Genomic DNA, 25,291 nt, shown 5'->3' with positions numbered 1-25,291 from the left:
CTTAAAATATGGTAATATGGAGAAAATTAACGAGAGAGGTTCGCTACTTATGAAATTATTAATTAAATCGACGCCACAACTCACAAATTTGGAATTAATCAATATATTTATCGAGAGGACTAAAGTATTTGTAGTGGAACAAAGTGCCGCTTATCAAGAAGTTGATGAAGCAGACAAAGATGCCAAACATGTTTTTTTCAAAGAACAGGACGACATTGTCGCATATACTAGAATTATTAATCATGAAGACGCGGTTGCATTTGGCAGAGTACTCGTGAACAAATCTTATAGAGGACAAAATTTTGGTAGAAAAATTGTAGCGGCAACTTTAGAAGAAATTAAAGCAAATGATGATAAAAAGCACGTACGCATTTCAGCTCAAGCAAGATTGCAAAAATTTTATGAATCATTTGGTTTTAAGGTGAGTTCAGATGTTTATTTAGAAGATAATATACCGCATGTCGCAATGACATTGTATTTATAAACCAAGCAAAAATGTCGCGACTCATGTAACCATGGGACACGACATTTTTTTATATTGATAAAGGACTAATACATTATCTTATTTTATGAGTTAAAAAAACGGAATAATTTCACTAGCTTTAAGGATATCTTGTGTATAGAAAAACTGTTTCCCCTCGCCAGTATAGGCAGGGTTGAGAATCATATTAGCTTTAGCATTATAGAGCCATTCCGGATCTATTCCACTATTTAAAATGTCTTGAAACTCTTGGAAATCCTTATTCCAATTTATGTTAAGTTTCATAAACTCACCTCAAGACTATAATAGAACAAACGTTCTCTTTTGTAAAGTGACATGTGCAATATAACATTCATTAGCATAATACTGTAGTAAATAATAATTAATACTACCCACTGATGCCAAACTCCCTTTAAGCAATTTCAGCACAAATCAATCCAAGCAAACATACTTTTTCGTCATTGAAACCTACTATTAAATAGTAGATCTTTCCTTGTTAAAAAATGATATAAAAAGACCCCCAATTAAGGGGGCTGTCGGTTTAAAGGAAGTGTACCTATGCATGCCAAAGGGCACGCACAAGTTACTGTAACCTTTAAGCCACATGCCCTAAGGCATGCAAAACCATTATATGTAAATTCATTGTTAATGTAAAATAATATTGTTCTAAACTGTTTTATTTTCTACACATCTTCATAAACAATCTTTGTTCATTGGTGTAATCATAAACACATTAATGAGATAATATGTTTAAGTAATATAGCATTTATTAATTACACATACAGAGGTCTTCTATGTCTATTACTTTAATTACATTTATACTACTAGCTATCTTTCTAGGCGCATTTATACGTACTTATTTCGGCTTTGGCGAAGCTCTAATTAGTATGCCTCTATTAGCATTAATTGGTTTAGATATTAATAGTTCTATATCAATTATAGGTTTAGCAGGTTTAACTGTTGCGATATTTAATATTTTATCTGAATTAAAACATATAAAGTACAAAATATTAAGTTTAATGTTATGCAGTAGTATCATTGGTATTCCTATTGGTATATATATTTTGAACCATTTTAATACAACAGTAATACAAATTATCTTAGCACTCTTTTTATTGTTATATGGGACTTATGCTTTTGGCAAAAGACAATTCTTAAAAAACAATCGCAAACTTACATTGCAATCTCCTTATTGGAGTACGATTGCTGGTATAATTTCAGGTATATTAGGAAGCCTATATAACTCTCATGGTGTCCCGATAGTCATCTATGCCACCTTAAGTAAATGGCCTATTAAAACATTTAAAAGTACGTTGCAAGCTCATTTTCTACTTACCGCAATTTTCGTCGTTATCGGTCAAGCATCTGGTAATGTATGGACGGATAAGACTTTACCAATTTACTTAATGTCATTGCCGTTGTTACTACTCGCAACAATAATAGGCAGATATTTAACAATTAAAACACCAGCACATCATTTTGAAAAATGGGTTTATTTACTTATCGCAGCGTTAGGTTTATTGCTGCTATTTTCAATATAAAAACACATCAACTTATTTGTTGATGTGTTTTTTGCTTGTTTTACGTTAATTAATTTTACTTTCTAGTGTTTTTAAAATAGCTTCAACACTTGCTGATATTATTTTAAAGTTATGAGGAACATTCCTTTCTACATTATCATTAACATAAAATGCTTGTTCTGCATATTTTAATAGTTCAAAATCATTTATATCATTTCCAAAAGCTATATATGGTTTTTCTCCTATAATGTTTCTAAGTGTAAAATATTTATTTATGCTTTTTGAAGTTATATCAATATTGTTCTCTTTCTCGTGAAAGCAAATAGAAAGATTATTCCCATTAGTAATTAAATATTCTTTAACTTCAGAATAAATTTCATTAGAAATATCTACTAAAATAATTTTTATAGGATTAACTATTTTTTCACTACTTATATTTTCAGCTAAATTTTCGGGGTCTAACTGTTTAAAAATAGTATTGTTCGAATCAACATTTGATGAATAATTAAAAGAATCATCTATTATAAATTTCAAATTATAGTCGTATATAATTTGTTTAATTAACTTGTATTCTTTTATTGGAATTTGTTTAATAACTTTTATGCTTTTATCTTTTGAAATTATCGAACCATTACCCCCTATCAAAGTATTGTTTTCAAAAGATTTTACAATAGGTATTAAATCTCTAATGGGTCTCGCAGAGGCAAACAATATTTCATTGTTTTCTTCTAAGATTTTTATTTTCTTAATTAATTTTGAGTTTATATTTTTACCATTAAAACAAATAGTTCCATCTATATCAAAAACATATATCAAAAAAACACCCCACTAATTTGAATTTTCAATATTAATAAATCTAAATATATTTTCTCATTTTTACTATCTTTAATTTCATGTTATTTGATTTACTCATAAAATATTCATCATAAATTGTAAATCCTAGTGAACTATAAAGTTTTATGTTTTTTTTTATATTCAAACGAACTTTGCAAATGATTTCTGTTAATTTATGTTCTTTAGCGAAATTCTCTAAAAAAGTAATTATACTCTTACCAATGGCTTGCCCTCTATATTTAGGTAAAACTGATAATCTAAAAAAATATAATTTATTATCTTCTATTTTATAACGAACCATTCCTAAAGGCTTATTTGATTCAAAAGCTATAAATGCACTTTCTTCGTTTTGTTTAAACCCTTCTAAAATATGTTCTTTATTCTCTACTAGTGCACTAGAAGGTATATTGTCAGTCTCATATTCTGAAAAGGCTTGAATCATTAAATCATAAATTAACTCAATATCATTTAGTTGAGCCTTTTTAAAATACATATAACATTCCCTCCTTAATGATAGTATTCATTTAGCAAAATTTGAATTTCCCAATTCTAATTCATTGAATATTCTAATAATAGCATATAATATCTATAATTTTATTAGTTAATAAAGTAATTATTTTCAAAAGTAAAACAACTCACCAAATAAGGTGAGTTGTTTTTATATTATTTACCTTGTTTCTCTAATATTGCTTTTTTAAATTGTTCTCCTTGTTTCTCTATGGTAATTAAATCACCATAAATAGCTTCGTCAGCTGGATAATATATTACTCTATTATTTTTAACCGCTTTATTGTTTTTCCATATATCTGATTTTGTAAAATCAGTATTTGGTTTTTTACCATCTACTGTAGGTACCATTAAATAGTCTCCAGAATACTCATTAAATTTCTCTTTTGGTACTTTCATAAATCTTTCTTCGGGCATAGCCTTTTTAGCCTCAGGATCTTCTTTCACTTTAAAGCCATCATATAGCGTATCGCTACCTCTACCAAATCGTGCACCAAATTGATATATATCCTTTTGTTGAACGTCCATTATTGAGAATGTCGCATCGTTACCAATATGTTTTTTAATTTCTTTACCATCCTGTTCTAATTTTTTAGCAACTTCAGCCGCTTGTTCTTTAGCTTTTTGCTCTTTATTTACTAATTTTCCGTATTCTATATGTGTTTGTTTATAATCAAATTTTTGTACTTTTATAGGTACCGTTGGTGCAATTTTAGAGAATTTCTTGTTATTCTTATTCTCTTTATATGTAATGATTAAATCTGGTTTTAATTTCGTAACTTCTTCGACATTTTCTGGATCTACTTTTTTCACTTTATCATTACCGATAAATTTAGAATTAGGAAAGGCGTTCGTTATTGCGACTGGCTTAACGCCTAATTTCTTCAGATTTCCATAATTGGCAGTAAGCAAGACTACCCTTTTAGGATTTTTGGGAATGTCTATTTTTTTACCATCTGTCGTCGTATATGTCTTCTTGTCCTTAGAATCCTTATCTTGACTATCTTTGTTGCCACATGCTGCAGTAATAACCAATAAACTTAACATAAGTAATATAATTTTTTTCATGTTTAACACCTCACTTCTTTGAGTATACACTTAATTGATAATGATAATCAATATTATTTTTTGGAGTAACAACTAACTATAGATTAACAATTTTTATATTGTTAATTATCGTTCATATTTGGTGTAATATTTATCTATTCCTACAGCTATAAGTACTATGATTTCAAAGTAGTTTTAACTTAAAAGTTAATAACTGGAAAACAACAATGCGTATGATAAATAAAACATTATTTTATTAAATGTTTATTGTATTTTTATTTTACGTCTCTTTAGTTACTTTTGTAATAACTGTACGAAACCTTAACGTTCAATGAACGAAAAAACGCTTTGAAGTTACTTCAGTTTTTGTTACATCACAGAATAAACAATCGTTTCACGCCTAATAACACAGTAGAGTTTTTACAATCAAACAACAATTAAAAAGACATCTGCGACTATCGCAAATGTCCATTAATGCTAAATATGCTATAAGATATTACTCAAATTACATTACGCTAAAACTTGTACTATTTAACTAAACTCTTAAATATTAATTCAATAACATTTTCGATCATTTAAATCACCCCTTCGTACAAATTAATTCGCATTACTCAACTTGGTCAAAAACTAATTTCAAGATAGTTTCTAATAATCCACCTAGCATAATTTAGCCCCCTTTCATTTTGTTAATTATTATATTAATATAAATAAATTTAAATTGCTACTATTTACATTTTTCTTTAAATTTAATTAATTATATTTATAACATGTTTTTACAATAACTATAAAAAGTTTGTTATCTTTACAAAAAAATAAACTTACTTTTTGAGTAAGTTTAAATAATAAAAAATCCACCTAGTGACATGCTTAGGTGGTAGGGAATAAAGAAATATTTTTATTGCATGAATAAAACATAACACTGCATGTAATAATTATATTATAGCCTATTTAAAATTTTTTCAATAAACTTGTTTTATTGGTCTTTATACAAATCAATATTAAAGACATTAAAAAAGACTCTATATCCGTAGAGCCTTTTTTGAGCGTTTTATAATAATGAGGTAAAGAAAACTGTATAATAATTAAATTGTGAAATTTAAAAAAAGAGGTATAGCACGCTCAAAACTACACAACGTGTAACTTAGTTAAGGAAGTATTTAGCGTCTATAATAGCTTCCTATAACTAATATAGTACTTTTGCTTATCGTTGTAAATCTTCATTCCACAGATTATGGTTGTGCCACTCATGATTGATCAGTTAATTTAAAATAGCTAATCATATTTTTAGCTATTCTGGCACATGCTTTTCTATCGGCGTATTTATATAATTTAGTTAAATTATTTTTGTACTTTTTAGGCATTGTTGTATTGTGAAATTGTGAAATTAACTCTTGTTGATTATTTACTACATCCCCTGGTAATAAGTCTGTGGACTCTGAAACAAAGTCGTCTCCTAAAATGTTTTCAGGTCTATAATAAATAACTTTCTTATGCATCAATGCAAAGTCTAAACCTACACTTGAATAGTCAGTAACTAAAACTTGGTATTCTGCTAATAAATCTTTAACATTATGGTCTTGTTCCGACAAAATATCAACATATTCTGAAGTGAAAAGATGTTTAAAATCTTGAAAATTTCTATGTAAATAAAACGCAATTTGATAACCTTTTACTTCAACTAAAGTTTTGACTTCAACATTATTAATTAACTGCTGAAATTCTTTATAATAAGCAGTTTCTATAAATTTCTCATCCGAGTAAGTACTCAACCCAGGTCGCCAAGTAGGCATAATTAGTATTTTATGTCTATTTTTAATTTTCTTAACAAAGTTTCTACGTTCTTTTATAACATCATCAAATCTTGGTAATCCCGTGATAATAATTTCATTTTTTTCAAAACCATAACCTTGATAAATGACTTCCTTTTCTCTATTTGAAGACACGACAAATAAATCTGTGATGGAATCATTTGGTTTCCTACCGTATACCCCGCTCACATCTTTAGAACCAGTGATACCATGCTGTAGAAACATTCTATTTTTTTGTTGGATAAGCAGTTCGGTTTTGTTTGTGAGTATCGGTAATAAGTATTCTGCCGAATGAGAATGACAAATCACATCCACTTCATTTATCAGTGCCCAGTTTTCCCTTGATTTGTAAAAAATAACGTGATTTTCGTATCCTGTTAAATTATCTATATCTTTACTATCCGGACTAACCATATAATAGACGTTAAAGTCTTTAGCAAAATGCTTAACCAGCCATTTAAAATAAATCAGTCCATTCTCTTGAGCTTTCTCAGGATATTCTAGACATACGATATTTTTCTTATCATTATTATTTAACTTGGCCATTTTACCAGTTATGTAATCATTATATGTCTCTTTAGGTATCGGAATAAGTCGCATCGATAGATTACCGTATGTCGTTGGATATGGACGACAATGCAACATAAAATGATCATCAAAATTTAACCATTGTTCATCATCGATATTGCACTTTTCTCCAACAGGTAACCTTAACCTAACGTAATATTTAGAAATTTGCATTTCATCAATTCGATAATTAAAACTAACATCATACACATCTGAGTTATATATGAAGTATGGTACTTGCCCCATAAATAACGTTGCTAATTCTTTTATATCAAAAATTAAATTCGCTGAAACACTATAGTCGTTATTATGCTTCATAATTTCTACTATCTCACCATTTGTAGTAATTTCTGTATCTTTATTTCTGACTTTTACTTTGCCAATGATAGCGGTTGGCTGGTAAATACTACAAGTAAAATTAAAATTTAAAATTAATTTGTTATCTTTTACAGTCGCTTCTTTATATTCAGCATTTTTATTATGAAAATGGACTAAGCTCGGTCGTTTATTTAATATGACACATAACTTGTTGTCCTTAGTTAAATAAATAAAATATGTCGTTTTCCCTTTCTTAATAAAAGTTTTTTCAAAGCTATGTATATCATCAGGAATTATTAACTCTTCGTTGTTACTTGTTGTGAATGCTATAGGTACATTCTTTTCAGTTAAGACTTCTTGTAAATCTTCAAACTTAATAACAAACCGTGTTTGATCTGCTGTAAATGTTTTTTGAATATTATTGTTACTTAATGTTATTTCTGATACTTGTAAATGTTCTATAAAAAACTGATTATTTTCCACGTATATTTTCAATAACTTAGCCTCCTTTGCACTATCTAAATTTAATAAGTTGATTAATTATTTATAAAATTGCACTATGCTATCTTAAAAATATTATACTATATAAAAATCATGTATAGTATATAAAGTACGAATTATTATTTTGATTCGGTATGAAGAAGTGATTAGATTATTAAATTTTCATAGCGCAAAAAACCCTCCAACCATTATGGTTGAAGGGTTTCACCTTAAGCATTATTAGCTTTGCTTCTCATTATCAATCATTGACTTTAATAATACAATTTGTCCAAAGTGACGATTAGAATGCAAAATAGCAAAATGAATAGATTGATTGAAATTTTCCATAGTTATACCTATATTTTTAAGTTCAATTACTTCATTTCTATCCTTTTTTAATTGCTCTTCTAATGAATTAAATATTCTGTCGAATTGTTCTTTTAATAACGATTTTAATTCTTCAAAGGAAGGTTCATTTCCATCGAAATCTTTTGGTGATGTCCCCCATAAAAAATACTTTGCATTAGTTTGTTTTAAAGCATTTTCTCCATTAATATTTTCAAATACTAAAAAGTCATTTAATAAAATTAAATGACCTAATTGCCATTTGATATTATTATTGGCATTGTCTGGTTGAATTGTTGCTTCGTTTTCATCTAAGTCTTTAATACTCTTTGTTATTAAATTTTGTGTAACTTGAAGTTGTTCTTTAATCATTATTTTATACATCCTAACTAATATTTTTATTAAATTGTACTATTTATGTACTTTAATGAAAAATTTAGTGCTTTTACTAATTTATACTATTCACAAATTTATAGTAACAGTGGGATGCTTAACATACAAAAAAGTCCTTATGCACTACGAAACATATGCATAAGGAACAATCTTTATTCTATTATTTTATTAGCTTTTTTAGGTATTTGAGATTTAGCAACTTCTTTGTATGATTTAACTTCTCCCACTTTATAATTTAAAGCTAAATAATGATCTTTTTTCAATTTCTTAGTGGCTGTATAATTAATATGCTTATACTTACCATTTTTATTATATGCTTTTGATTTATAAGTGTATTCAGTTATATCATCGTCTAATTTTTTTACTTTAATCGGATCATCTATTTTGACATAATATGTTTCACTTTGAATTAAAGGATTAAGATTAGCTAGATTTCTTGATGTCGGACTATCGGTATGTGATTCAGCATATAGCTTCCACCCAAATAGTGCTATGATTATGATGACTATTATAGAAACAATGCTATAAATAAATTTCATGTTTCCATTACCTCCCTTGTCAACAACAAGCATATCACTTCTTACTTTTATACACGTTCGATTGAGGTAACAATTCATATGACAAAATTGTCACACAAAAAACACTTTAAACTTAAAGTGTGAGCGTTAAATAAATATAAACTTAGTAACTATTAGTAATATGGAAATCGACCTTTACTATAAAATAAGATAGTTTTTTTATGTTATGGCAACATTGTGGCACATAAAAACCCTCTAACCACATTGGCTAGAGGGTTTCATTATGTATGGAGACGGCGGGAGTCGAACCCGCGTCCAGAGGTCCTGATACAAATCTTTCTACGTGTGTAGTCTATCGTTAAGTTTCGCATAATGAGAGGTGATAGACGACCAACATTATGCTAGTTTGATTAATCTCTTCTAGGCAGACTTCAAACTGCAGTGCCTAGCGTATCCTACTAAAGTTGAATCGCTTTAACAGTGCATAGGAAACACTGTTAGGCGATGCAGAGTGCTATTACGCAGCTACTGCTAAATTATTGTTTGATTTGCCAGTTATTATAAACTGAGTGTGTTGTTGCGGAGACAACCCTCCGACACGCTTAATTAGCTCGGGGGACCCCTGTCGAATCCAAGAACGTCCCCTTAATAGGAAATAATGTACTTTCTGTCGATTAATTATTACATCTAATCTTTTTCAGAAAGCACATTTAATATTATCAAACAATCGCTTGTAGTGCAACAAATCCGCTTAATAACGGGCTTTCATTTCTCTATCAACATCACGTTTCACTGCTTTTTCTTTTAAAGCTTGACGCTTATCGTATTTTTTCTTACCACGAGCAATACCTAATAAGACTTTACAGTTACCGTGTTTTAAATAGAGTTTCAAAGGAACGATAGAGTAACCGACTTCTCTCGTTCTTTCACCTAGCTTAGCAATTTCACGTTTGTGTAATAATAACTTACGTGAGCGTCTAGGATCATGGTTAAAACGGTTACCCTCTTCATATGGTGCGATATGCATGTTTTGCAAATAAATCTCGCCACGCTTCACTTGTGCGTAACTATCCTTTAAGTTAGCACTGCCACGTCGGATGGACTTAATTTCAGTTCCTTGTAACACAATGCCCGCTTCAATCGTATCTTCAATATTAAAATCATGTCTTGCTTTACGATTTTCAGCTAATGTACCTGGTGATTTTTTCTTTGGCATTGAGTTTCACCTCTTTGTTGGTTTATTTTTTCTTTTTACGTGCGTGTTTTTTCACTTTTTTGTCTTTGTAAAAAGGTTTGTGTTTCGTATTACCACCGCTTTGGTTATCGCGATTACGTTGATTTTTACCTTTACGTTGTTTTTTCTTTTTGTTGCCTTTATTGTCATTATCTTTATTTTTATCTAATGACTTACCACGTGTTTTAGCTTGAATTGTTTTGCCTCTCGCTGGTCGTTGGCTACGTTCATTTTTAGGTAGCGGCATACCTACGATTTGGAAATCAATCATACGCTCATCAACGTCTACATTGATAACTTTTATCTGTACAGAATCGCCGATACGGAATACTTTAGCCTGACGTTCACCTATCATTGCCATTTGACGTTCATCGAAATGATAATAGTCATCTGTTAAGTTAGCTACGTGTACCATACCTTCGATAGTATTAGGTAATTCAACAAACATACCAAAGTTGGCCACTGAACTAATGATACCTTCAAACTCTTCACCGATATGTTGTACCATATATTCGGCTTTCTTAAGTTCGTCAGTGTCACGTTCCGCTTCGATTGCTCTACGTTCTCTTTGAGACGTATGATCAGCAATTTCAGGTAACATTTCTTCCCATTTATGGACTTCTTTATTATCCATAGACTTATCGATTAAATATTTACGTATTAATCGATGCACAATTAAATCAGGATATCTTCTGATTGGTGACGTAAAGTGCGTATAATATTCTGCTGATAAGCCAAAATGGCCTAAGTTTGTATCATCATAACGTGCTTGTTGCATAGAACGAAGCATCATGGTAGAAATCACCATTTGTTCTGGTAATCCTTCTACTTCTTGTTGAATTTTTTGTAATGTCGCTGGATGAATATCCTCGCCAGTACCTTTGATCATTAAACCAAAGTTAGTAATAAAATCAAAGAATTGGCGTAAACGTTCTGATTTTGGTTGTTCGTGAACACGATAAATAAACGGTACTTCTAATTTGTCAAAATGTTCTGCAACAGTTTCGTTAGCTACTAACATAAATGATTCAATTAAACGTTCACCTTCGCCACGACTACGTACTTGTACATCTGTTGGAATACCATCTCCATCAACAAGTACTTTTGCTTCATTAATATCAAAGTCAATCTCACCACGACGTCTTCTCATTGAGATTAAACGTTGAGATAAGTCTTGTGCTAAATCTAGCATTGGTGTGACTTCACTATATTTTTGGCGTGTCGTTTCGTTTTTATCAGTAATAATTTCATTTACTTCGTCGTAAGTCATTCGATAATCAGAATGTATAACGCTATCAAATATGTCATGTTTAACGACGTCACCACGATCATCAAGTTCCATACGACAACTTAAAGTTAATCTATCAACATTTGGATTTAACGAACAAATACCATTACTTAAACGGTGAGGAATCATAGGAATAACACGGTCTACTAAATAAACACTCGTAGCTCTATCATAAGCTTCTTTATCTAAAGCCGAATCCTCAGTAACATAGTAACTTACGTCGGCAATACTTACGGTAAGCTCTGTATGGCCATTGTTTAATTTCTTCACGCTAATGGCATCGTCTAAATCTTTAGCGTCTGCGCCATCAATCGTTATTGTAAGTTCGTCACGTAAATCTTTTCTACCTTTAAGTTCATTTGGTTCAATTTGTTCTGGTACTTTCTCAGCTTCTGCTAAGACATTATCAGGGAATTCAATTTCGATACCGTGTTGATAAATGATTGATAATATATCTACGCCTGGATCATTTTTGTGACCTAAAATTGCAGAAATATGACCTTCTGGATTAGCGTTTTCATCTGCATATTTCGTAATTTGGACAAGTACTTTATGACCATCTACAGCCCCTAAATTTTGTCCTTTTGGAATAAAGACGTCTTGCATAATACGTTTGTCATCAGGTATTACAAAGCCAAAGTGACGGGCTTCGCTATACGTACCGACAACTTGGGTTACTGAATGTGTTTCGATAGATTTCACTTCACCTTCAGTTTTACCTTTATGGTCGCCTCTTGAATTGTGAAGCTCTACTAATACAGTATCGCCATCTAACGCTCTATTAATTTTTGTTGGGGGAATAAAGATATCATCCATGTCACTATCTTCTGGACGTAAAAAAGCAAAACCTTTTTTGTTTTGACTTAAAGTTCCTTTAATTAGTGAGCCTTGTTTTGTTTTATTACTTTCTTTACGTTGATATCTATCCGTTTTTGTTCTTTCTATTAAACCAGTTTGTTCTAGTTCTACGAGCACCTTAATTAAGTCTCTAAATGAGTCGGCACTATTCAAACCTAAGGCATCTTGAAAGTCAGACACCGACATCGGTTCATAATCTGGTTGTTTAATTATTTCTTCAATGGATTGTTTTAAATTCATCATGCCCCTCCTTTCTTATTGTATATTTGTATTTACATTATTTGGACCAATCTAATGATTCTAAGTAATCATAAATGTCTTCAAATAATTGTTCTTTTTCTTTGTCAATTGTGATGACATGACCTGAATTTTCATACCATTTTATAGATTTTTCATCTGAGTCACTCTCATTGTATATAATATTAGCTGAATCTGTATTTATCATTTCATCCAGTTCACCTTGCACGACAAACAATGGATCTATTACTTCATCCACGTGTTCACGTATACTTTGTATTTGACCTTGTAATTCTTTCAAAGTATCTGTTGGTTTGAATGCAGACATTTCTTTTTCAATCGTTGATTCGTCTTTGCCTTCATATTGTTTAAATTTACGTGCATAGTCGAGCACACCATTAAACATTGAACCTTCAGTCTTGATATACATAGGAGAACACATGGTTATAATACCCTTTACATCTCGATTTAAGCTTATATTTAAAGCATAACAGCCACCTAGTGAGATGCCTGCCACTACGATTTCATCATAGCCTTTATCAGCTAGGAAATCATAACCATCTAAGGCGTCTTTGAACCAAACGTGAGGACTTGATTCGAGTATTTCTTCTGGTGGTGCTGCGTGACCTTCATATTGAGGTGCATAACAAGTATAACCCTTTTTCTGTAGGAATCTGCCTAATTGTCTAACATCGGCTGAATTTCCAGTGAAACCATGTAATAGCAGTACTGCACGATTTCCTTCTTCAAAGAAAAATGGTTTTGGTAGTTTAATTTGCATAATGTTTCAATCCTTTCACTTGCACTAAATTCACGCATGATGTTTATACCTATTTTCTTACTATATATTTATAATATTCACACCGTCTATTATAAATAAAAAAGTCCGACGATAACATTGTCGGACCTTATATACCCAAATAACTAATGCCTAACATTAACAAGAAGAAAATGACAGACAATACAATTGTTAATCTATGCAAAAATAAGTCGATACCACGTTGTTTTTGCTTTCCAAATAACTGCTCTGCACCGCCACTAATAGCGCCTGAAAGTCCATTACTTTTACCTTCTTGGAGTAATACAACAGTTATTAATGCAATACAATCTATTACTAATAGTATTATCATTAACGTGTGCATAATAATTGTCCTCCATTCATTATATACGAAACGCATTATACCATACGTTCGTTTACTTTATCAAATTTCTATCTATTAAATGTGCTCTTGCGTTTAATTGATACTACTAACATATAAATCGCTAATAACGTTGATGCTACCATAACGATTGATAATGGTAAGATGTTTACTGTAGATTTTGCATCAATGATTGCTTTAAATAATGCGGAAATATTCACTAAATTATACAACACATGAGATGTATAGGTCGCAAACATAAACCACCATAAATATGTGTGTCGATTCCAAATCGCCACAACACCTGCTAGGTAGGCAAAAACATACATCGTACCAGTAAATTGAAAGCTATTACGAATCGTACCAATAGCATTTGCTGTTGGTTTTTGTCCATTACTTACTAACAATTGTTTTACCACGTGATCATCTAATATAACAAATAAGTGTATTGCTAACAAGATAGCAAGAAATAATGAACTATACGCAATAAAATGACCCGTTTTTATAACTCTTGCGTTTTGCTTATCATCCATAGTAACCAAGTACTCCTTAAAATATTTACACATATTATTATATCAGTTTCACCTTGAAAGATGAACTTTTAGCTTTATTTCACATGAAATATATTTCTATATAATAAAAAAACACGTAAGCTTGATAACTTACGTGCTTTTAAGCGTGAACTCTTTTAAGCTATATTATTTAGATAAATTGTAAAATGCTTTTAATCCTTTGAATTTAGCAGTTTCGTATAATTCATCTTCAATACGTAATAATTGGTTGTATTTAGAGATACGATCAGTTCTTGATAATGAACCCGTTTTAATTTGACCAGCATTTGTAGCAACGGCAATGTCAGCAATTGTTGTATCTTCAGTTTCACCAGAGCGGTGAGAAACTACCGCTGTGTAACCAGCTTTTTGAGCCATTTCGATAGCATCAAATGTTTCAGTTAAAGTACCGATTTGGTTAACTTTAATTAAGATAGAGTTACCAATACCTTTTTCAATACCTTCAGCTAATTTAACTGTGTTAGTTACGAATAAATCGTCACCAACTAATTGTACACGGTCACCGATACGTTCAGTAAGCACTTTCCAACCGTCCCAATCGTTTTCATCCATACCATCTTCAATAGAGATGATTGGATATTTGTTTACTAATTGTTCTAAGAAGTCAACTTGTTCTTCAGCTGAACGTTTAGCACCATTTGGTCCTTCGAATTTAGTATAGTCATAAACACCATTTTCGTAGAATTCTGATGATGCACAGTCAAAGCCTAAGAATACGTCTTTTCCTGGTTCTAATCCTACTGCTTTAATAGCTTCTTGGATAGTTTCTACTGCATCTTCAGTACCTTCAAATTTAGGAGCGAAACCACCTTCGTCACCTACAGCTGTTTCTAAACCACGTTTTTTAAGGATTGATTTTAAGTTATGGAAAATTTCAGCGCCCCAACGTAATGATTCTTTAAATGATTCAGCACCAACTGGTAAAATCATGAACTCTTGGAATGCGATTGGCGCATCAGAGTGAGAACCACCATTAACGATATTCATCATTGGCACTGGTAATTCAGTACCATTGAATCCACCTAAATATTTGTAAAGCGGTTGTCCTAGTAAATCAGCTGCTGCACGAGCTACTGCGATTGAAACGCCAAGGATAGCGTTAGCGCCTAATTTACCTTTGTTTTCTGTACCGTCTAATTGAATCATCATTTTGTCGATAGATACTTGATCTAACGCTGAGAATTCACCTTCAACGATTTCAGGTGCGATAATTTCGTTAACATTTTCTACTGCTTTAGTCACACCTTTTCCTAAATAACGGTTTTTGTCTCCGTCACGTAATTCTACTGCTTCGTGTTCACCTGTTGATGCACCTGAAGGTACTAATGCGCGACCAAATGCGCCACTTTCAGTTAATACTTCAACCTCAACAGTTGGGTTACCACGTGAGTCTAAGACTTCGCGAGCATAAACATCTGTAATAATTGGCATGTTTTAATCTCCTTTTTTTCTAATGTAGTTTAGAATTTTTTTATTTTTGCACTTTCATTATAGCTTGATTTAATTCAAATATAAAATGATTAAGTTATTCATGTCCTTATCATTTATTTATAATGAAGCGTACTTACTGTTCATTATAAATTAAGACTTACTTTTAATACAGTTACTTTAATCATTTTCCACAATTAAGTATTACCTTAATGTTGAATTAATGATTCTCCAGTCATATCTTCTGGTTGGTTAACGCTCAATAAATCTAACAATGTTGGCGCTAAGTCACCTAAACGGCCTGTTTCGCGTAGAGTAACACCGTCTTTAGTTACGATTACTGGAACTGGATTTGTAGTATGTGTCGTCATAGGTTCATCATCGTCAGTTAATACCATGTCTGAGTTACCATGGTCAGCAGTTATAATTGCATTACCGCCCATATCGATAATTTTATCGACTACTTCACCTAGACATTCATCTACAGCTTCAATTGCTTTAATAGTTGGTTCTAGCATACCACTGTGACCCACCATATCAGGGTTAGCAAAGTTGAGTAAGATTAAATCTAAATCACCTTTATTTAACTCTTCAATTAAAGCATCTTTAACTTCATATGCACTCATTTCAGGTTTCAAGTCATAAGTCGCTACTTTAGGTGAATCAATTAAGCGACGACGTTCACCTTCGAATTCATCGTTACGACCACCACTCATGAAATAAGTCACGTGAGGGTATTTTTCAGTTTCAGCAATACGTAATTGTTTTAAGCCATTATTTTGAATCACTTCACCAATTGTATTGTTTAAATCTACTTTTTCAAATACAATTTCAGCGTCGACATCGTCATTGTATTTAGTAAATGTTGCGTAAAATAGATTGTTAACTTGTTCAACTTTGAAGCCATCAAACACTTTGTTTGTAAACACTTCAGAAAGTTGAGCAGCTCTATCAGGACGGAAGTTATAGAAAATTACAGCATCATTATCATTAACGCCATTATTTTGTTCTTCTACGATAAAGGGTTCAACAAATTCATCAGTTAAGCCATTGTCATAGTTTGCTTCAACGCCTTCTTTAGCAGAACTATATTTAGGTCCATCAAAATTACGAATAGCGTTATAAGCTTTTTCTTCACGATCCCAACGTTTGTCTCTATCCATTGCATAATAACGACCAGAAACTGAAGCAAATTTACCAATTCCTACTTCTTGGAATTTTCGTTCTGTTTCTTCGATATATTTCAATGCAGATTTTTGATCTACGTCACGACCATCTAAAAATGCATGTACATATACTTCTTCTAGTCCTTGTTTTTTAGCTAATTCTAAAATTGCAAATAAGTGTTTATAGTGACTGTGTACGCCACCATCAGATAATAAACCAAATACATGTAATGCAGAGTTATTATCTTTAACATGTTTAATAGCATTAATAAGCACTTCGTTATCAAAGAAATCTCCGTCTTCAATTGATTTATTAATACGTGTCAAACTTTGATAAACAATACGTCCAGCACCAATATTCATATGACCAACTTCTGAGTTACCCATTTGACCTTCTGGTAAGCCTACGTCTAAACCACTGGCTTCAATTTGAGTCGTTGGGTATTTAGAATAATAACGGTCAAAGTTAGGCTTATGCGCTAATTTAACTGCGTTACCATGTTCACTTTCTCTATTTGCAAAACCATCTAAGATGATTAATGCAGTTGGTTGTTTTGCCATACTATTTCGCACCTTCTAACAATTGTACAAAATCATCGACTTTAAGTGATGCGCCACCTACTAATGCGCCGTCGATATCTGATTCTGCCATGTACTCTTTAATATTATTTGGTTTAACACTGCCACCGTATTGAATACGTGTAGCGTCTGCAACTTCTTGGCTCGTAGCTTCTGCAACTGTTTTTCTAACAAATGCACACATTTCGTTTGCATCTTTAGCAGTTGATGATTTACCAGTACCGATTGCCCAAACTGGTTCATAAGCAATGATTACTTGTTTAAGTTGATCGTCAGATAAACCTTCGATTGCTTTTTTAACTTGGTTGCCAACAACTTCGTTAGCTTTACCGCTTTCGCGTTCTTCGTCTGTTTCACCCACACAAATAATTGGTGTCATACCATGATTAAATACTGCATGTGCTTTTTTATTAATTTCTTCATCTGTTTCATGGAAGATGTCACGACGTTCTGAATGTCCGATGACTACATATTCAACGCCTAAATCAGCTAATGCTACTGGAGATGTTTCCCCAGTAAACGCACCATTGTCTTCATAGTAAGCATTTTGCGCACCTATTTTTAAACCTTGTGCTTTGCCATCTTTTACTAATGTTACTAATGCATCTAATTGGATTGTTGGTGCGCAAATAACTGATTCTACTTCGTTTGTATCTGGTAATGCAGGTAATGCATTAACAAAATCTTTAGCTTCTTGAACTGTTTTATTCATTTTCCAGTTACCAGCAATAATAGGTTTTCTCATTATATTACACTCCTATAAGTTTGTTTATGTTGTTATCATAAGCATAGTTAATGCTTGTTGTATTATCAATTTATTTATCAGAGATTGATTCTACACCAGGTAGCGTTTTACCTTCTAAATATTCTAATGAAGCACCGCCACCTGTTGAGATATGACTGAAGTCATCAGCGTAACCTAATGAAATTGCAGCTGCAGCTGAATCGCCACCACCGATAATTGTATTAGCATCTTTTAATTCAGCGATTGCTTCACAAATACCGATAGTACCTTTAGCAAAGTTACTTAATTCAAACACGCCCATAGGTCCATTCCATACTACAGTATGCGCACCTTGTAATTGCTCTTTGAATAATTCAACTGTTTTAGGACCAACATCCATCGCTTCTTGGTCAGCTGGAATGTCATCAACAGAAACTACTGTGATTTCGGCGTCGTTTGAAAATTCTTTCGCAACTTTACAATCTACAGGTAACACGATTTGATCGCCAGCGCGGTCAAGTAAATCTTTAGCAAAGTCAACTTTATCTTCCTCTAATAGAGATTGACCGATTTCCTTACCTTGTGCTTTAAAGAATGTGTAAGACATGCCACCGCCGATAAGTACTTTATCAGCAATGTTAAGTAAATTAGTGATAACACCAATTTTATCTGATACTTTTGCACCACCTAAAATAGCTACTACAGGTTTTTCAGGATTTTCAACTACGCCACCAATATATTTAATTTCTTTATCCATTAAATAACCAGCCGCAGTTTCAAGGTTAGATGCGATACCTACGTTTGAAGCATGCTCACGATGTGCAGTACCAAAAGCGTCATTAACGAATACGTCACCTAATGAAGCCCAGTATTTACCTAATTCCGGATCATTTTTAGATTCTTTTTTACCATCAACATCTTCAAAACGAGTATTTTCTACTAAAAGGATTTCTCCTTCGTTTAAATCTTTGATAGCAGTTTCTAATTGTTCTCCGCGTGTAGCTGGAACAAATACTACTTCTTTACTTAATTTCTTAGATAAATCGGCAGCTACAGGTTTTAAGCTTAATGATGCTTTATCACTTTCTTCTTTAACTTTACCTAAGTGAGAGAATAATACGACTTTACCGCCTTGTTCAGCAATATATTTAATTGTTGGTAAAGCTTGAACAATTCTGTTGTCGTCAGTAATTTCTCCATCTTTCATTGGTACGTTAAAGTCAGCACGTACAAGTACAGTTTTACCTTTCAAATCTAAGTCAGATACAATTTTTTTAGTCATCTAAACTTCCTCCTCTTTGTGGGACAATAAAGTAAAAATAAGCGGAGAAGCGTCTGTGCTCCCCGCTTACTCCTAAGCTTACTAATAAAATTTAACAGCACATCGGCCTTGCTAAATTAAACTATTTTAACTTATTTAGCTTGTGATGCTAAGAATTCTAAAGTACGAACTAATTGAGAAGTGTAAGACATTTCATTGTCATACCAAGCCGCAACTTTAACTAATTGACGGTCACCAACAGTCATGACACGAGTTTGTGTAGCGTCGAATAATGAACCGTAAGTCATACCGATTACGTCAGAAGAAACGATTTCGTCTTCAGTGTAACCAAATGATTCGTTTGAAGCATTTTTCATTGCGTTATTTACATCTTCAACACTTACATCTTTTTCTAATACAACTGTTAATTCAGTTAATGAACCTGTTGCAACTGGAACACGTTGTGCGCCACCGTCTAATTTTCCGTCGATTTCAGGAATAACTAAACCGATTGCTTTTGCAGCACCTGTTGAGTTAGGGATGATGTTTTCTGCTGCTGCACGAGCACGACGTTTGTCACCTTTTCTATGAGGAGCATCTTGTGTGTTTTGGTCACCAGTGTATGCGTGGATAGTTGTCATTAAACCTTCAACTAAACTAAATTCATCATTTAAAACTTTAGCTACTGGAGCTAGTGAGTTAGTAGTACATGAAGCACCTGATACTACTGATTCTGAACCGTCTAATTCATTGTGGTTAGTGTTGTAAACGATTGTTTTTAAGTCGCCTGTAGCTGGAGCTGAAATTAAAACTTTTTTAGCGCCTGCATCAATATGAGCTGAAGCTTTATCTTTATCAGCAAATAAACCAGTACATTCTAAAACAACATCGATGTCTAAGTCGCCCCATGGTAATTTACTTGGATCTGGTTCAGAGAATGATTTAACTTCTTGACCATTTACGCGGAAGCCGTTTTCTTCAACTTCAACTTCTCCAGTGAAACGACCTTGCATTGTGTCATATTTTAATAAGTGTGCTAACATTTCGTCATCTGTTAAGTCGTTTACTGCTACTACATCGATTCCGTCAACGTTTTGAATTCTTCTAAATGCTAAACGACCAATTCTACCAAAACCATTAATTGCTACTTTAACTGCCATTATAATGGCCTCCTTTAAAATGAATATTTAAAAAGCTAAATTACTTTTTATTACTATGATTTGCTATTACTTGTGCCGCGCCTTCATCAGTTATTAAAACTGTGTTCTTAGGGGCAATAGAAAGATAGGCTTTTATCGCCTCACCTTTAGATTTACCCCCTGCAACGGCATAAATAAACCTTTTCGATTCAAGGTCTTCCAACTGTAGCCCTATTGTTTTCACTCTATGAACTACATCGCCTTGAGCATCGAAATAATAACCAAATGCTTCTCCAACAGCATTATGATGTTGAAGTTTTGCAACTGTTTCTTGCGGAGATTGTCTTCTCCGAGCCATCTTCAGCGCATCACCTATGCCGTGAACGGTAATATTTGATTCTTTAATTTTTTCTAGCGTATGAATGACTGAAGGTTCATTTAACAATGTGTTATAAGTTGTTTCACTTACATTGTCTGGAACATATAACGTTGTATAATCTCCATTTGTTTGTTGTGCCATGCTAGCAGCAATCGTGTTAGCTTGATAAACAACGTTTTCTCCTAGTCCTCCACGTGCTGGAACAAAGAATACTTGATAAGGTTGCTTATGCATTGACTCACTTACGTAAGCCATCGTTGAACCACCCGTCACAGACACTACCGAATTTTCATAGAGACTGTTTTCAAGTAATTGGCCAGCTTGACGTGCTATTTCAATTTTAACTGATCTTTTATCATCAGAATCGCCTGGTATAACAAAAACATCTTGTATCCCATAGCGTTCTTTTATTAATTGCGCTAAATGTTGATCATCGGCAAAAACATTGAAATAACTATTTAATTGTTGCAGTAAGACCTCACCATCATGTGTTATTTCCATGCCGGTTGGTTTTACTTTAATTAATTCTTGCTGCTTTAGCACGTCTGTTTCAGATCTGAGCACACGTTCAGTCAAATCCATATGCTCGCTTAAACTACGTCTACCTACAGGCTGAGTCTTAGCAATAGTAGAAAGAATCGAAAAACGACGATATAACTTTTCAACAATTTCTGGAACTAACTTCTGTTGAATTTTTATCAATTCTTTCACTACTAACCTCCTCCGTTTCTTGTTCAAAGGGTCAACTAACAACCATAGGTTGACGTTTTACGTCCCTTGCGGGACAAAAAAATATAACCTCTACATTTGCAATAGTACTACTATATATAAAAAATTGCAAGTATAAGCTCAGTTAGCTAACCACAATTTAATTTTAGACCTATTCTTAAATGACTACATTACTTAGTTATACCCCTAATACATAATAGTAATCATTATTGCAACGCTATAGTATCATTAAGTTATTTGCGTTAAACTAACTTTAATACTACACCATTATATTTTAAAGGTGGGACTATAATGCACCAACAAGACAAACAAGAGATTTTAGAACCAGGGGATAAAAATTATAAAGATAATGATCATTTTTCAAATCAGCATGATAGTTACACTCCAAAAGGACATACGAGATTCTTTAACTGTGGCTGTTTTCCATTAAGTTTCGGTTGTGCTGGTTTAATTATACTAACAATAGCAATATTCCACTTTCTAAGTTATTTATGCTCATTGCTATTTTAAAACATTCCGTCAAAAATTTATGAACCGTTACAAAATCTTAATTTTATTAAGAAGATTTTGTCGACCCGCCTCAGCAAGTTTGACTCACGTTGAGAAAAGCTTGATACAATCGTATTTTCAATTCAATCAGCTACTGCCTATATAAAAAAGTAGAACCTGAAGACAATATTAAGTCCCAGGCTCTGTTTGTTGTATTAATCGTCTTTATCTGATTGTTGTTTATCTTGAGAGGAATTTGAATTACTTTTCGGTTGTTCTGTTTTTGGTTGCTCAGTTTTAGGTTCTTGTGTCTTTGGCTGCTCTGTCTTTGGTTCTTCAGTTTTCGGTTGTTCTGTTTTTGGCTCTTCTGTCTTTGGTTCTTCAGTTTTTGGCTCTTCGGTCTTCGGTTGCTCTGTCTTTGGCTCATCTGTTTTTTCTTCTGATGTCTTTTCCTCAGTTTTTTCTTCAGTCGTCTTTTCTTCTTTAGTTGGTCGTTCTTTTGTTTGTTGCGTAGACTTACGCGCTCTATTTTGCGTCGTTTGTTGTTGTGTCTGTTTTGTTTGCTGAGTTTGTTGTGTCTGTTGCGTTTGCTGAGTTTGTTGTGTCTGTTGTGATTCTTGTGTTTGTTCGTTGGATTGTGCTTTATCTTTTTTCTTTGTCTCTGTATCTTTCTTTTCTTTGTCTTTCTTTTGTTGCTCTTTCTTCGCTTTTTCTTCTTCTTTCTGATGTTGCAGTCGTTCATTGGATTTATTTGAATGATCAACAAACGCAAATATGGCAAAAGCTAAGCCACCTATTAATAGTAAAATGATGACAACACTAATTACTTTAGCTAAACCACTCATTTTTTTATTTTGGTTATCATCAAAATTATTATTTTGATTCGACATAAACTTCCCTCACTTTAAAATCTCTCTAATTTATTTAACTTACTATTATCTTATAACATTATGACAATATATTTTAACCTATTTACTACAAAAGTTGAATTAATTAATAAACAAACAACAAAATAAGTCATTTTTATACATATACACTTTTAGTTTATACTTATGTTATTACTATACTTATAGTAATCTAAATAGAGGAAGTGTTTCAACATTTAATAAGTTGAATTTTATATTATTTATAGTATGAGGAGTATAATTTAATGACAAAATATGACCCTTTTGAACAACTTAATGATAATAAACATGATCAAGGGCAATCAATAAGACAAATGATGCTAGAAAATGACCATTATAATTCACAGAAACACAGTAAGTTATTATTCAGCATTTTTATCATAACATTATTAATTGTAATATTTGCCGTAGGTATGTTCATCATATAAATTTCATAACTTTAAAATTGCAAACTATATTTTTTGCAAAACAAATTTTTAACGTCTTTGTTGTAAAATACGCTATACTTACTTATATACTTCATATAATAAAAATAATTACCGAAACTATATACTTGAGGTGATACAATGAAAAATTATTTAATTACTGGCGGCACTGGCATGGTGGGGACTCAGTTAGTTGATGCCATTAAAGAGAGTGATGCACATATAACTATATTAACCCGTCAAGATAAATCAAGTAATCATCCTAAAATCAGCTACGTTAATTGGTCTAAACCAGAATGGCAATCATTAGTACCAAACATCGATATTGTTATCAATTTGGCTGGTGCTAGTTTAAATAAACGTTGGACCGCTAAATACAAACAAACAATAATGCTAAGCAGATTACGATCTACACAAGCATTATATGAACTATTCAAAGATAGAAGGTACAAACCTGAAGTTCTTTTTAATGCTAGCGCTGTAGGATATTATAAACCTGATTTACATCACACATATACCGAACTATATCGCACATTGCCTTTCGACTTTTTATCAGAAGTAGTCTATCAATGGGAACGTAAGGCAAAACAATTTGAAACATTAGGAACACGCGTAGTGATCGGCAGATTTGGAATGGTACTGTCTAATGAAGGTGGCGCACTGCCATTAATGAAACTGCCATACAATTTATATGTAGGTGGCAAAATTGGTTCTGGTCGTCAGTGGTATTCATGGATTCATTTAGAAGATCTTACGCGTGCTATTTTATTTGTAATTAGCAATAACAAAGCACACGGTGTATTTAATTTCACTACACCCATTGCCGAACGCCAAAATTTATTTGGTTATACGCTTGGACGTATTATGGATAAACCCCATTACACTTGGGTACCTTCTACATTGATACGCCTCGTATTAGGCCAAATGTCCACGGTAGTACTAGACACTCAAAAAGTTATTCCTAATAAACTAGAATCGCTAGACTTCAATTTCAAATTCAATAACTTAAAAGTAGCACTTGAAAATTTAGAATATTAAACAAAAAACAGCCCTATTAAGGACTGTTTTTTATTATGCTTCTGGTTCCATTACTTGATCAACTAAGCCATATTCTTTAGCTTCATTAGCTGATAAGAAATTATCACGATCTGTATCTTTTTCAATTTGTTCAATTGATTGACCTGTACGTTCAGCTAAAATTTGATTTAATTTAGCGCGTGTTTTTAAGATATGATTTGCTGCAATTTCAATTTCTGTTGCTTGACCTTGAGCGCCACCTAGAGGTTGGTGAATCATTACTTCAGCATTTGGTAAGGCAAAACGTTTTCCTTTAGCTCCAGCTGCTAATAAGAATGATCCCATAGATGCTGCCATACCGATACAAATAGTTTGTACATCTGGTTTAATATGTTGAATTGTATCATAAATTGCGAAACCAGCAGTTACACTACCTCCTGGTGAATTGATATAAAGATAAATATCTTTATCAGCATCTTGTGCTTGTAAGAATAACAATTGAGATACAATTGAGTTTGCTACATTGTCATCAATTTGAGAACCTAACATGATAATACGGTCTTTTAATAAACGTGAGTAAATGTCATAAGCACGTTCACCACGGTTTGTTGTTTCTATTACTGTAGGAATTAAATTCATTCTGTTTCCTCCTTAATTATAACTGTTGCATTTATTTTAACTTAAAAGTCAAAAATGGTCAAAACATAAACTCACCTTTTTTAATTCTTTTCAAAGTCATCATTGACCAATACTTTGAACATTTGTAAACTATTGGTATTGTATATTTTACCCCTCGTAGTGTAATGGATAACACATAAGATTCCGGTTCTTAGAATAGGGGTTCGATTCCCTTCGAGGGGGCTAATAGTTTTTCTAAACTCACTTTATTTATTAAATAATTATA

The 25,291-nt window shown here is 32.3% G+C and carries 25 protein-coding genes, 1 tRNA gene and 1 other RNA gene; 6 read left to right on the top strand and 21 right to left on the bottom strand.

All coding sequences use genetic code 11. The annotated features are described in order from the left end of the window. Positions 1-49: 49 nt before the first annotated feature. Positions 50-484, top strand: a complete 435-nt coding sequence (locus RPL90_RS08165) for a GNAT family N-acetyltransferase (RefSeq protein WP_313547607.1) — start codon at positions 50-52, stop codon at positions 482-484. Between the two features lie 90 nt (positions 485-574). Here the strand turns inward: RPL90_RS08165 and RPL90_RS08160 are convergent, their stop codons facing one another. Next, positions 575-766 carry a hypothetical protein gene (locus RPL90_RS08160; RefSeq protein WP_313547604.1) on the bottom strand — a complete coding sequence of 64 codons (192 nt, stop codon included), beginning with the start codon at positions 764-766 and terminating at the stop codon, positions 575-577. A gap of 509 nt (positions 767-1,275) precedes the next feature. Between RPL90_RS08160 and RPL90_RS08155 the strand changes: the two genes are divergently transcribed. Continuing rightward, positions 1,276-2,022 carry a sulfite exporter TauE/SafE family protein gene (locus RPL90_RS08155; RefSeq protein WP_313547601.1) on the top strand — a complete coding sequence of 249 codons (747 nt, stop codon included), beginning with the start codon at positions 1,276-1,278 and terminating at the stop codon, positions 2,020-2,022. A gap of 45 nt (positions 2,023-2,067) precedes the next feature. Here the strand turns inward: RPL90_RS08155 and RPL90_RS08150 are convergent, their stop codons facing one another. From RPL90_RS08150 to RPL90_RS08065, 18 genes are all read right to left on the bottom strand, one after another. After that, positions 2,068-2,817, bottom strand: coding sequence for an HAD-IIB family hydrolase (locus RPL90_RS08150; RefSeq protein WP_313547598.1), 750 nt, complete (start codon positions 2,815-2,817; stop codon positions 2,068-2,070). Positions 2,818-2,857: 40 nt separating this feature from the next. Continuing rightward, entirely contained in the window at positions 2,858-3,328 is a 471-nt protein-coding gene (locus RPL90_RS08145) for a GNAT family N-acetyltransferase (RefSeq protein WP_313547595.1), read from the bottom strand. Between the two features lie 170 nt (positions 3,329-3,498). Then, complete coding sequence (locus RPL90_RS08140) at positions 3,499-4,410, bottom strand: ABC transporter substrate-binding protein (protein WP_313547593.1); 912 nt, start codon at positions 4,408-4,410, stop codon at positions 3,499-3,501. A 1,223-nt stretch (positions 4,411-5,633) separates the two neighbouring features. Continuing rightward, positions 5,634-7,577 (bottom strand): CDP-glycerol glycerophosphotransferase family protein, encoded by a 1,944-nt coding sequence (locus RPL90_RS08135; protein WP_313547591.1) that lies wholly within the window; start codon positions 7,575-7,577, stop codon positions 5,634-5,636. Positions 7,578-7,802: 225 nt separating this feature from the next. Continuing rightward, entirely contained in the window at positions 7,803-8,279 is a 477-nt protein-coding gene (locus RPL90_RS08130; protein WP_313547589.1) for a DinB family protein, read from the bottom strand. Positions 8,280-8,452: 173 nt separating this feature from the next. Further along, on the bottom strand, positions 8,453-8,839 hold the full coding sequence (locus RPL90_RS08125; protein WP_313547587.1) for a YxeA family protein: 387 nt from the start codon (positions 8,837-8,839) through the stop codon (positions 8,453-8,455). A gap of 264 nt (positions 8,840-9,103) precedes the next feature. Then, positions 9,104-9,463: a transfer-messenger RNA gene (gene ssrA / locus RPL90_RS08120) on the bottom strand. A gap of 106 nt (positions 9,464-9,569) precedes the next feature. Next, positions 9,570-10,034, bottom strand: coding sequence for an SsrA-binding protein SmpB (smpB, locus tag RPL90_RS08115; protein WP_103295595.1), 465 nt, complete (start codon positions 10,032-10,034; stop codon positions 9,570-9,572). A 22-nt stretch (positions 10,035-10,056) separates the two neighbouring features. Next, the gene (gene rnr, locus RPL90_RS08110) at positions 10,057-12,438 is read right to left on the bottom strand and encodes a ribonuclease R (RefSeq protein WP_313547627.1); all 2,382 of its coding nucleotides are present in this window, start codon (positions 12,436-12,438) and stop codon (positions 10,057-10,059) included. Positions 12,439-12,475: 37 nt separating this feature from the next. Continuing rightward, complete coding sequence (locus tag RPL90_RS08105; RefSeq protein ID WP_313547583.1) at positions 12,476-13,216, bottom strand: alpha/beta hydrolase; 741 nt, start codon at positions 13,214-13,216, stop codon at positions 12,476-12,478. A gap of 127 nt (positions 13,217-13,343) precedes the next feature. Further along, positions 13,344-13,577 (bottom strand): preprotein translocase subunit SecG, encoded by a 234-nt coding sequence (gene secG, locus RPL90_RS08100; RefSeq protein ID WP_048792610.1) that lies wholly within the window; start codon positions 13,575-13,577, stop codon positions 13,344-13,346. 68 nt (positions 13,578-13,645) lie between these two features. Continuing rightward, the gene (locus RPL90_RS08095; protein WP_313547581.1) at positions 13,646-14,107 is read right to left on the bottom strand and encodes a hypothetical protein; all 462 of its coding nucleotides are present in this window, start codon (positions 14,105-14,107) and stop codon (positions 13,646-13,648) included. 165 nt (positions 14,108-14,272) lie between these two features. Next, positions 14,273-15,577: a surface-displayed alpha-enolase gene (gene eno, locus RPL90_RS08090; protein WP_313547580.1), complete on the bottom strand. Its 1,305-nt coding sequence runs from the start codon at positions 15,575-15,577 to the stop codon at positions 14,273-14,275. 206 nt (positions 15,578-15,783) lie between these two features. Continuing rightward, positions 15,784-17,301 (bottom strand): 2,3-bisphosphoglycerate-independent phosphoglycerate mutase, encoded by a 1,518-nt coding sequence (gpmI, locus tag RPL90_RS08085; protein ID WP_313547578.1) that lies wholly within the window; start codon positions 17,299-17,301, stop codon positions 15,784-15,786. A 1-nt stretch (position 17,302) separates the two neighbouring features. Further along, positions 17,303-18,064, bottom strand: a complete 762-nt coding sequence (gene tpiA / locus RPL90_RS08080) for a triose-phosphate isomerase (RefSeq protein WP_313547576.1) — start codon at positions 18,062-18,064, stop codon at positions 17,303-17,305. Between the two features lie 70 nt (positions 18,065-18,134). After that, complete coding sequence (locus RPL90_RS08075; RefSeq protein ID WP_313547573.1) at positions 18,135-19,325, bottom strand: phosphoglycerate kinase; 1,191 nt, start codon at positions 19,323-19,325, stop codon at positions 18,135-18,137. Positions 19,326-19,456: 131 nt separating this feature from the next. Beyond that, positions 19,457-20,464 (bottom strand): type I glyceraldehyde-3-phosphate dehydrogenase, encoded by a 1,008-nt coding sequence (gene gap, locus RPL90_RS08070; RefSeq protein WP_313547570.1) that lies wholly within the window; start codon positions 20,462-20,464, stop codon positions 19,457-19,459. 40 nt (positions 20,465-20,504) lie between these two features. Beyond that, a complete protein-coding gene (locus RPL90_RS08065; protein WP_313547567.1) occupies positions 20,505-21,533 on the bottom strand; it encodes a sugar-binding transcriptional regulator in 1,029 nt (342 codons plus the stop codon). A 309-nt stretch (positions 21,534-21,842) separates the two neighbouring features. On the opposite strand from RPL90_RS08065, the gene RPL90_RS08060 reads away from it, so the two are divergent. Then, entirely contained in the window at positions 21,843-22,061 is a 219-nt protein-coding gene (locus RPL90_RS08060) for a hypothetical protein (protein ID WP_313547566.1), read from the top strand. A 194-nt stretch (positions 22,062-22,255) separates the two neighbouring features. On the opposite strand, the gene RPL90_RS08055 is transcribed toward RPL90_RS08060, so the two are convergent. After that, positions 22,256-22,930, bottom strand: coding sequence for a DUF4887 domain-containing protein (locus tag RPL90_RS08055; RefSeq protein ID WP_313547565.1), 675 nt, complete (start codon positions 22,928-22,930; stop codon positions 22,256-22,258). Between the two features lie 260 nt (positions 22,931-23,190). Between RPL90_RS08055 and RPL90_RS08050 the strand changes: the two genes are divergently transcribed. Then, positions 23,191-23,373, top strand: a complete 183-nt coding sequence (locus RPL90_RS08050; RefSeq protein ID WP_313547563.1) for a hypothetical protein — start codon at positions 23,191-23,193, stop codon at positions 23,371-23,373. Between the two features lie 138 nt (positions 23,374-23,511). Continuing rightward, positions 23,512-24,408: a TIGR01777 family oxidoreductase gene (locus RPL90_RS08045; protein ID WP_313547561.1), complete on the top strand. Its 897-nt coding sequence runs from the start codon at positions 23,512-23,514 to the stop codon at positions 24,406-24,408. A gap of 33 nt (positions 24,409-24,441) precedes the next feature. On the opposite strand, the gene clpP is transcribed toward RPL90_RS08045, so the two are convergent. Continuing rightward, positions 24,442-25,026, bottom strand: coding sequence for an ATP-dependent Clp endopeptidase proteolytic subunit ClpP (gene clpP / locus RPL90_RS08040; RefSeq protein ID WP_048792598.1), 585 nt, complete (start codon positions 25,024-25,026; stop codon positions 24,442-24,444). Between the two features lie 150 nt (positions 25,027-25,176). On the opposite strand from clpP, the gene RPL90_RS08035 reads away from it, so the two are divergent. Continuing rightward, positions 25,177-25,248: transfer RNA gene (locus RPL90_RS08035), tRNA-Arg, on the top strand. Positions 25,249-25,291 lie beyond the last annotated feature (43 nt).

Source organism: Staphylococcus kloosii (genome assembly GCF_032139365.1).
In the GTDB taxonomy this organism is placed as follows: Bacteria; Bacillota; Bacilli; order Staphylococcales; family Staphylococcaceae; genus Staphylococcus; species Staphylococcus kloosii_A.
Note: the sequence above shows the minus strand (reverse complement) of the source record. Positions and strands in the feature narration are given on the sequence as shown.

Bases quoted from the DNA above. Each gene is read 5' to 3' on its own strand.
- RPL90_RS08125 (WP_313547587.1), bottom strand. From the start codon at position 8,839: ATGAAATTTATTTATAGCATTGTTTCTATAATAGTCATCATAATCATA.
- RPL90_RS08055 (WP_313547565.1), bottom strand. From the start codon at position 22,930: ATGTCGAATCAAAATAATAATTTTGATGATAACCAAAATAAAAAAATG.
- smpB (WP_103295595.1), bottom strand. From the start codon at position 10,034: ATGCCAAAGAAAAAATCACCAGGTACATTAGCTGAAAATCGTAAAGCA.
- RPL90_RS08105 (WP_313547583.1), bottom strand. From the start codon at position 13,216: ATGCAAATTAAACTACCAAAACCATTTTTCTTTGAAGAAGGAAATCGT.
- gpmI (WP_313547578.1), bottom strand. From the start codon at position 17,301: ATGGCAAAACAACCAACTGCATTAATCATCTTAGATGGTTTTGCAAAT.
- clpP (WP_048792598.1), bottom strand. From the start codon at position 25,026: ATGAATTTAATTCCTACAGTAATAGAAACAACAAACCGTGGTGAACGT.
- RPL90_RS08050 (WP_313547563.1), top strand. From the start codon at position 23,191: ATGACAAAATATGACCCTTTTGAACAACTTAATGATAATAAACATGAT.
- RPL90_RS08130 (WP_313547589.1), bottom strand. From the start codon at position 8,279: ATGATTAAAGAACAACTTCAAGTTACACAAAATTTAATAACAAAGAGT.
- RPL90_RS08095 (WP_313547581.1), bottom strand. From the start codon at position 14,107: ATGGATGATAAGCAAAACGCAAGAGTTATAAAAACGGGTCATTTTATT.
- RPL90_RS08075 (WP_313547573.1), bottom strand. From the start codon at position 19,325: ATGACTAAAAAAATTGTATCTGACTTAGATTTGAAAGGTAAAACTGTA.
- RPL90_RS08060 (WP_313547566.1), top strand. From the start codon at position 21,843: ATGCACCAACAAGACAAACAAGAGATTTTAGAACCAGGGGATAAAAAT.
- secG (WP_048792610.1), bottom strand. From the start codon at position 13,577: ATGCACACGTTAATGATAATACTATTAGTAATAGATTGTATTGCATTA.
- rnr (WP_313547627.1), bottom strand. From the start codon at position 12,438: ATGAATTTAAAACAATCCATTGAAGAAATAATTAAACAACCAGATTAT.
- RPL90_RS08155 (WP_313547601.1), top strand. From the start codon at position 1,276: ATGTCTATTACTTTAATTACATTTATACTACTAGCTATCTTTCTAGGC.
- RPL90_RS08165 (WP_313547607.1), top strand. From the start codon at position 50: ATGAAATTATTAATTAAATCGACGCCACAACTCACAAATTTGGAATTA.
- gap (WP_313547570.1), bottom strand. From the start codon at position 20,464: ATGGCAGTTAAAGTAGCAATTAATGGTTTTGGTAGAATTGGTCGTTTA.
- RPL90_RS08045 (WP_313547561.1), top strand. From the start codon at position 23,512: ATGAAAAATTATTTAATTACTGGCGGCACTGGCATGGTGGGGACTCAG.
- eno (WP_313547580.1), bottom strand. From the start codon at position 15,577: ATGCCAATTATTACAGATGTTTATGCTCGCGAAGTCTTAGACTCACGT.
- RPL90_RS08145 (WP_313547595.1), bottom strand. From the start codon at position 3,328: ATGTATTTTAAAAAGGCTCAACTAAATGATATTGAGTTAATTTATGAT.
- tpiA (WP_313547576.1), bottom strand. From the start codon at position 18,064: ATGAGAAAACCTATTATTGCTGGTAACTGGAAAATGAATAAAACAGTT.
- RPL90_RS08160 (WP_313547604.1), bottom strand. From the start codon at position 766: ATGAAACTTAACATAAATTGGAATAAGGATTTCCAAGAGTTTCAAGAC.
- RPL90_RS08140 (WP_313547593.1), bottom strand. From the start codon at position 4,410: ATGAAAAAAATTATATTACTTATGTTAAGTTTATTGGTTATTACTGCA.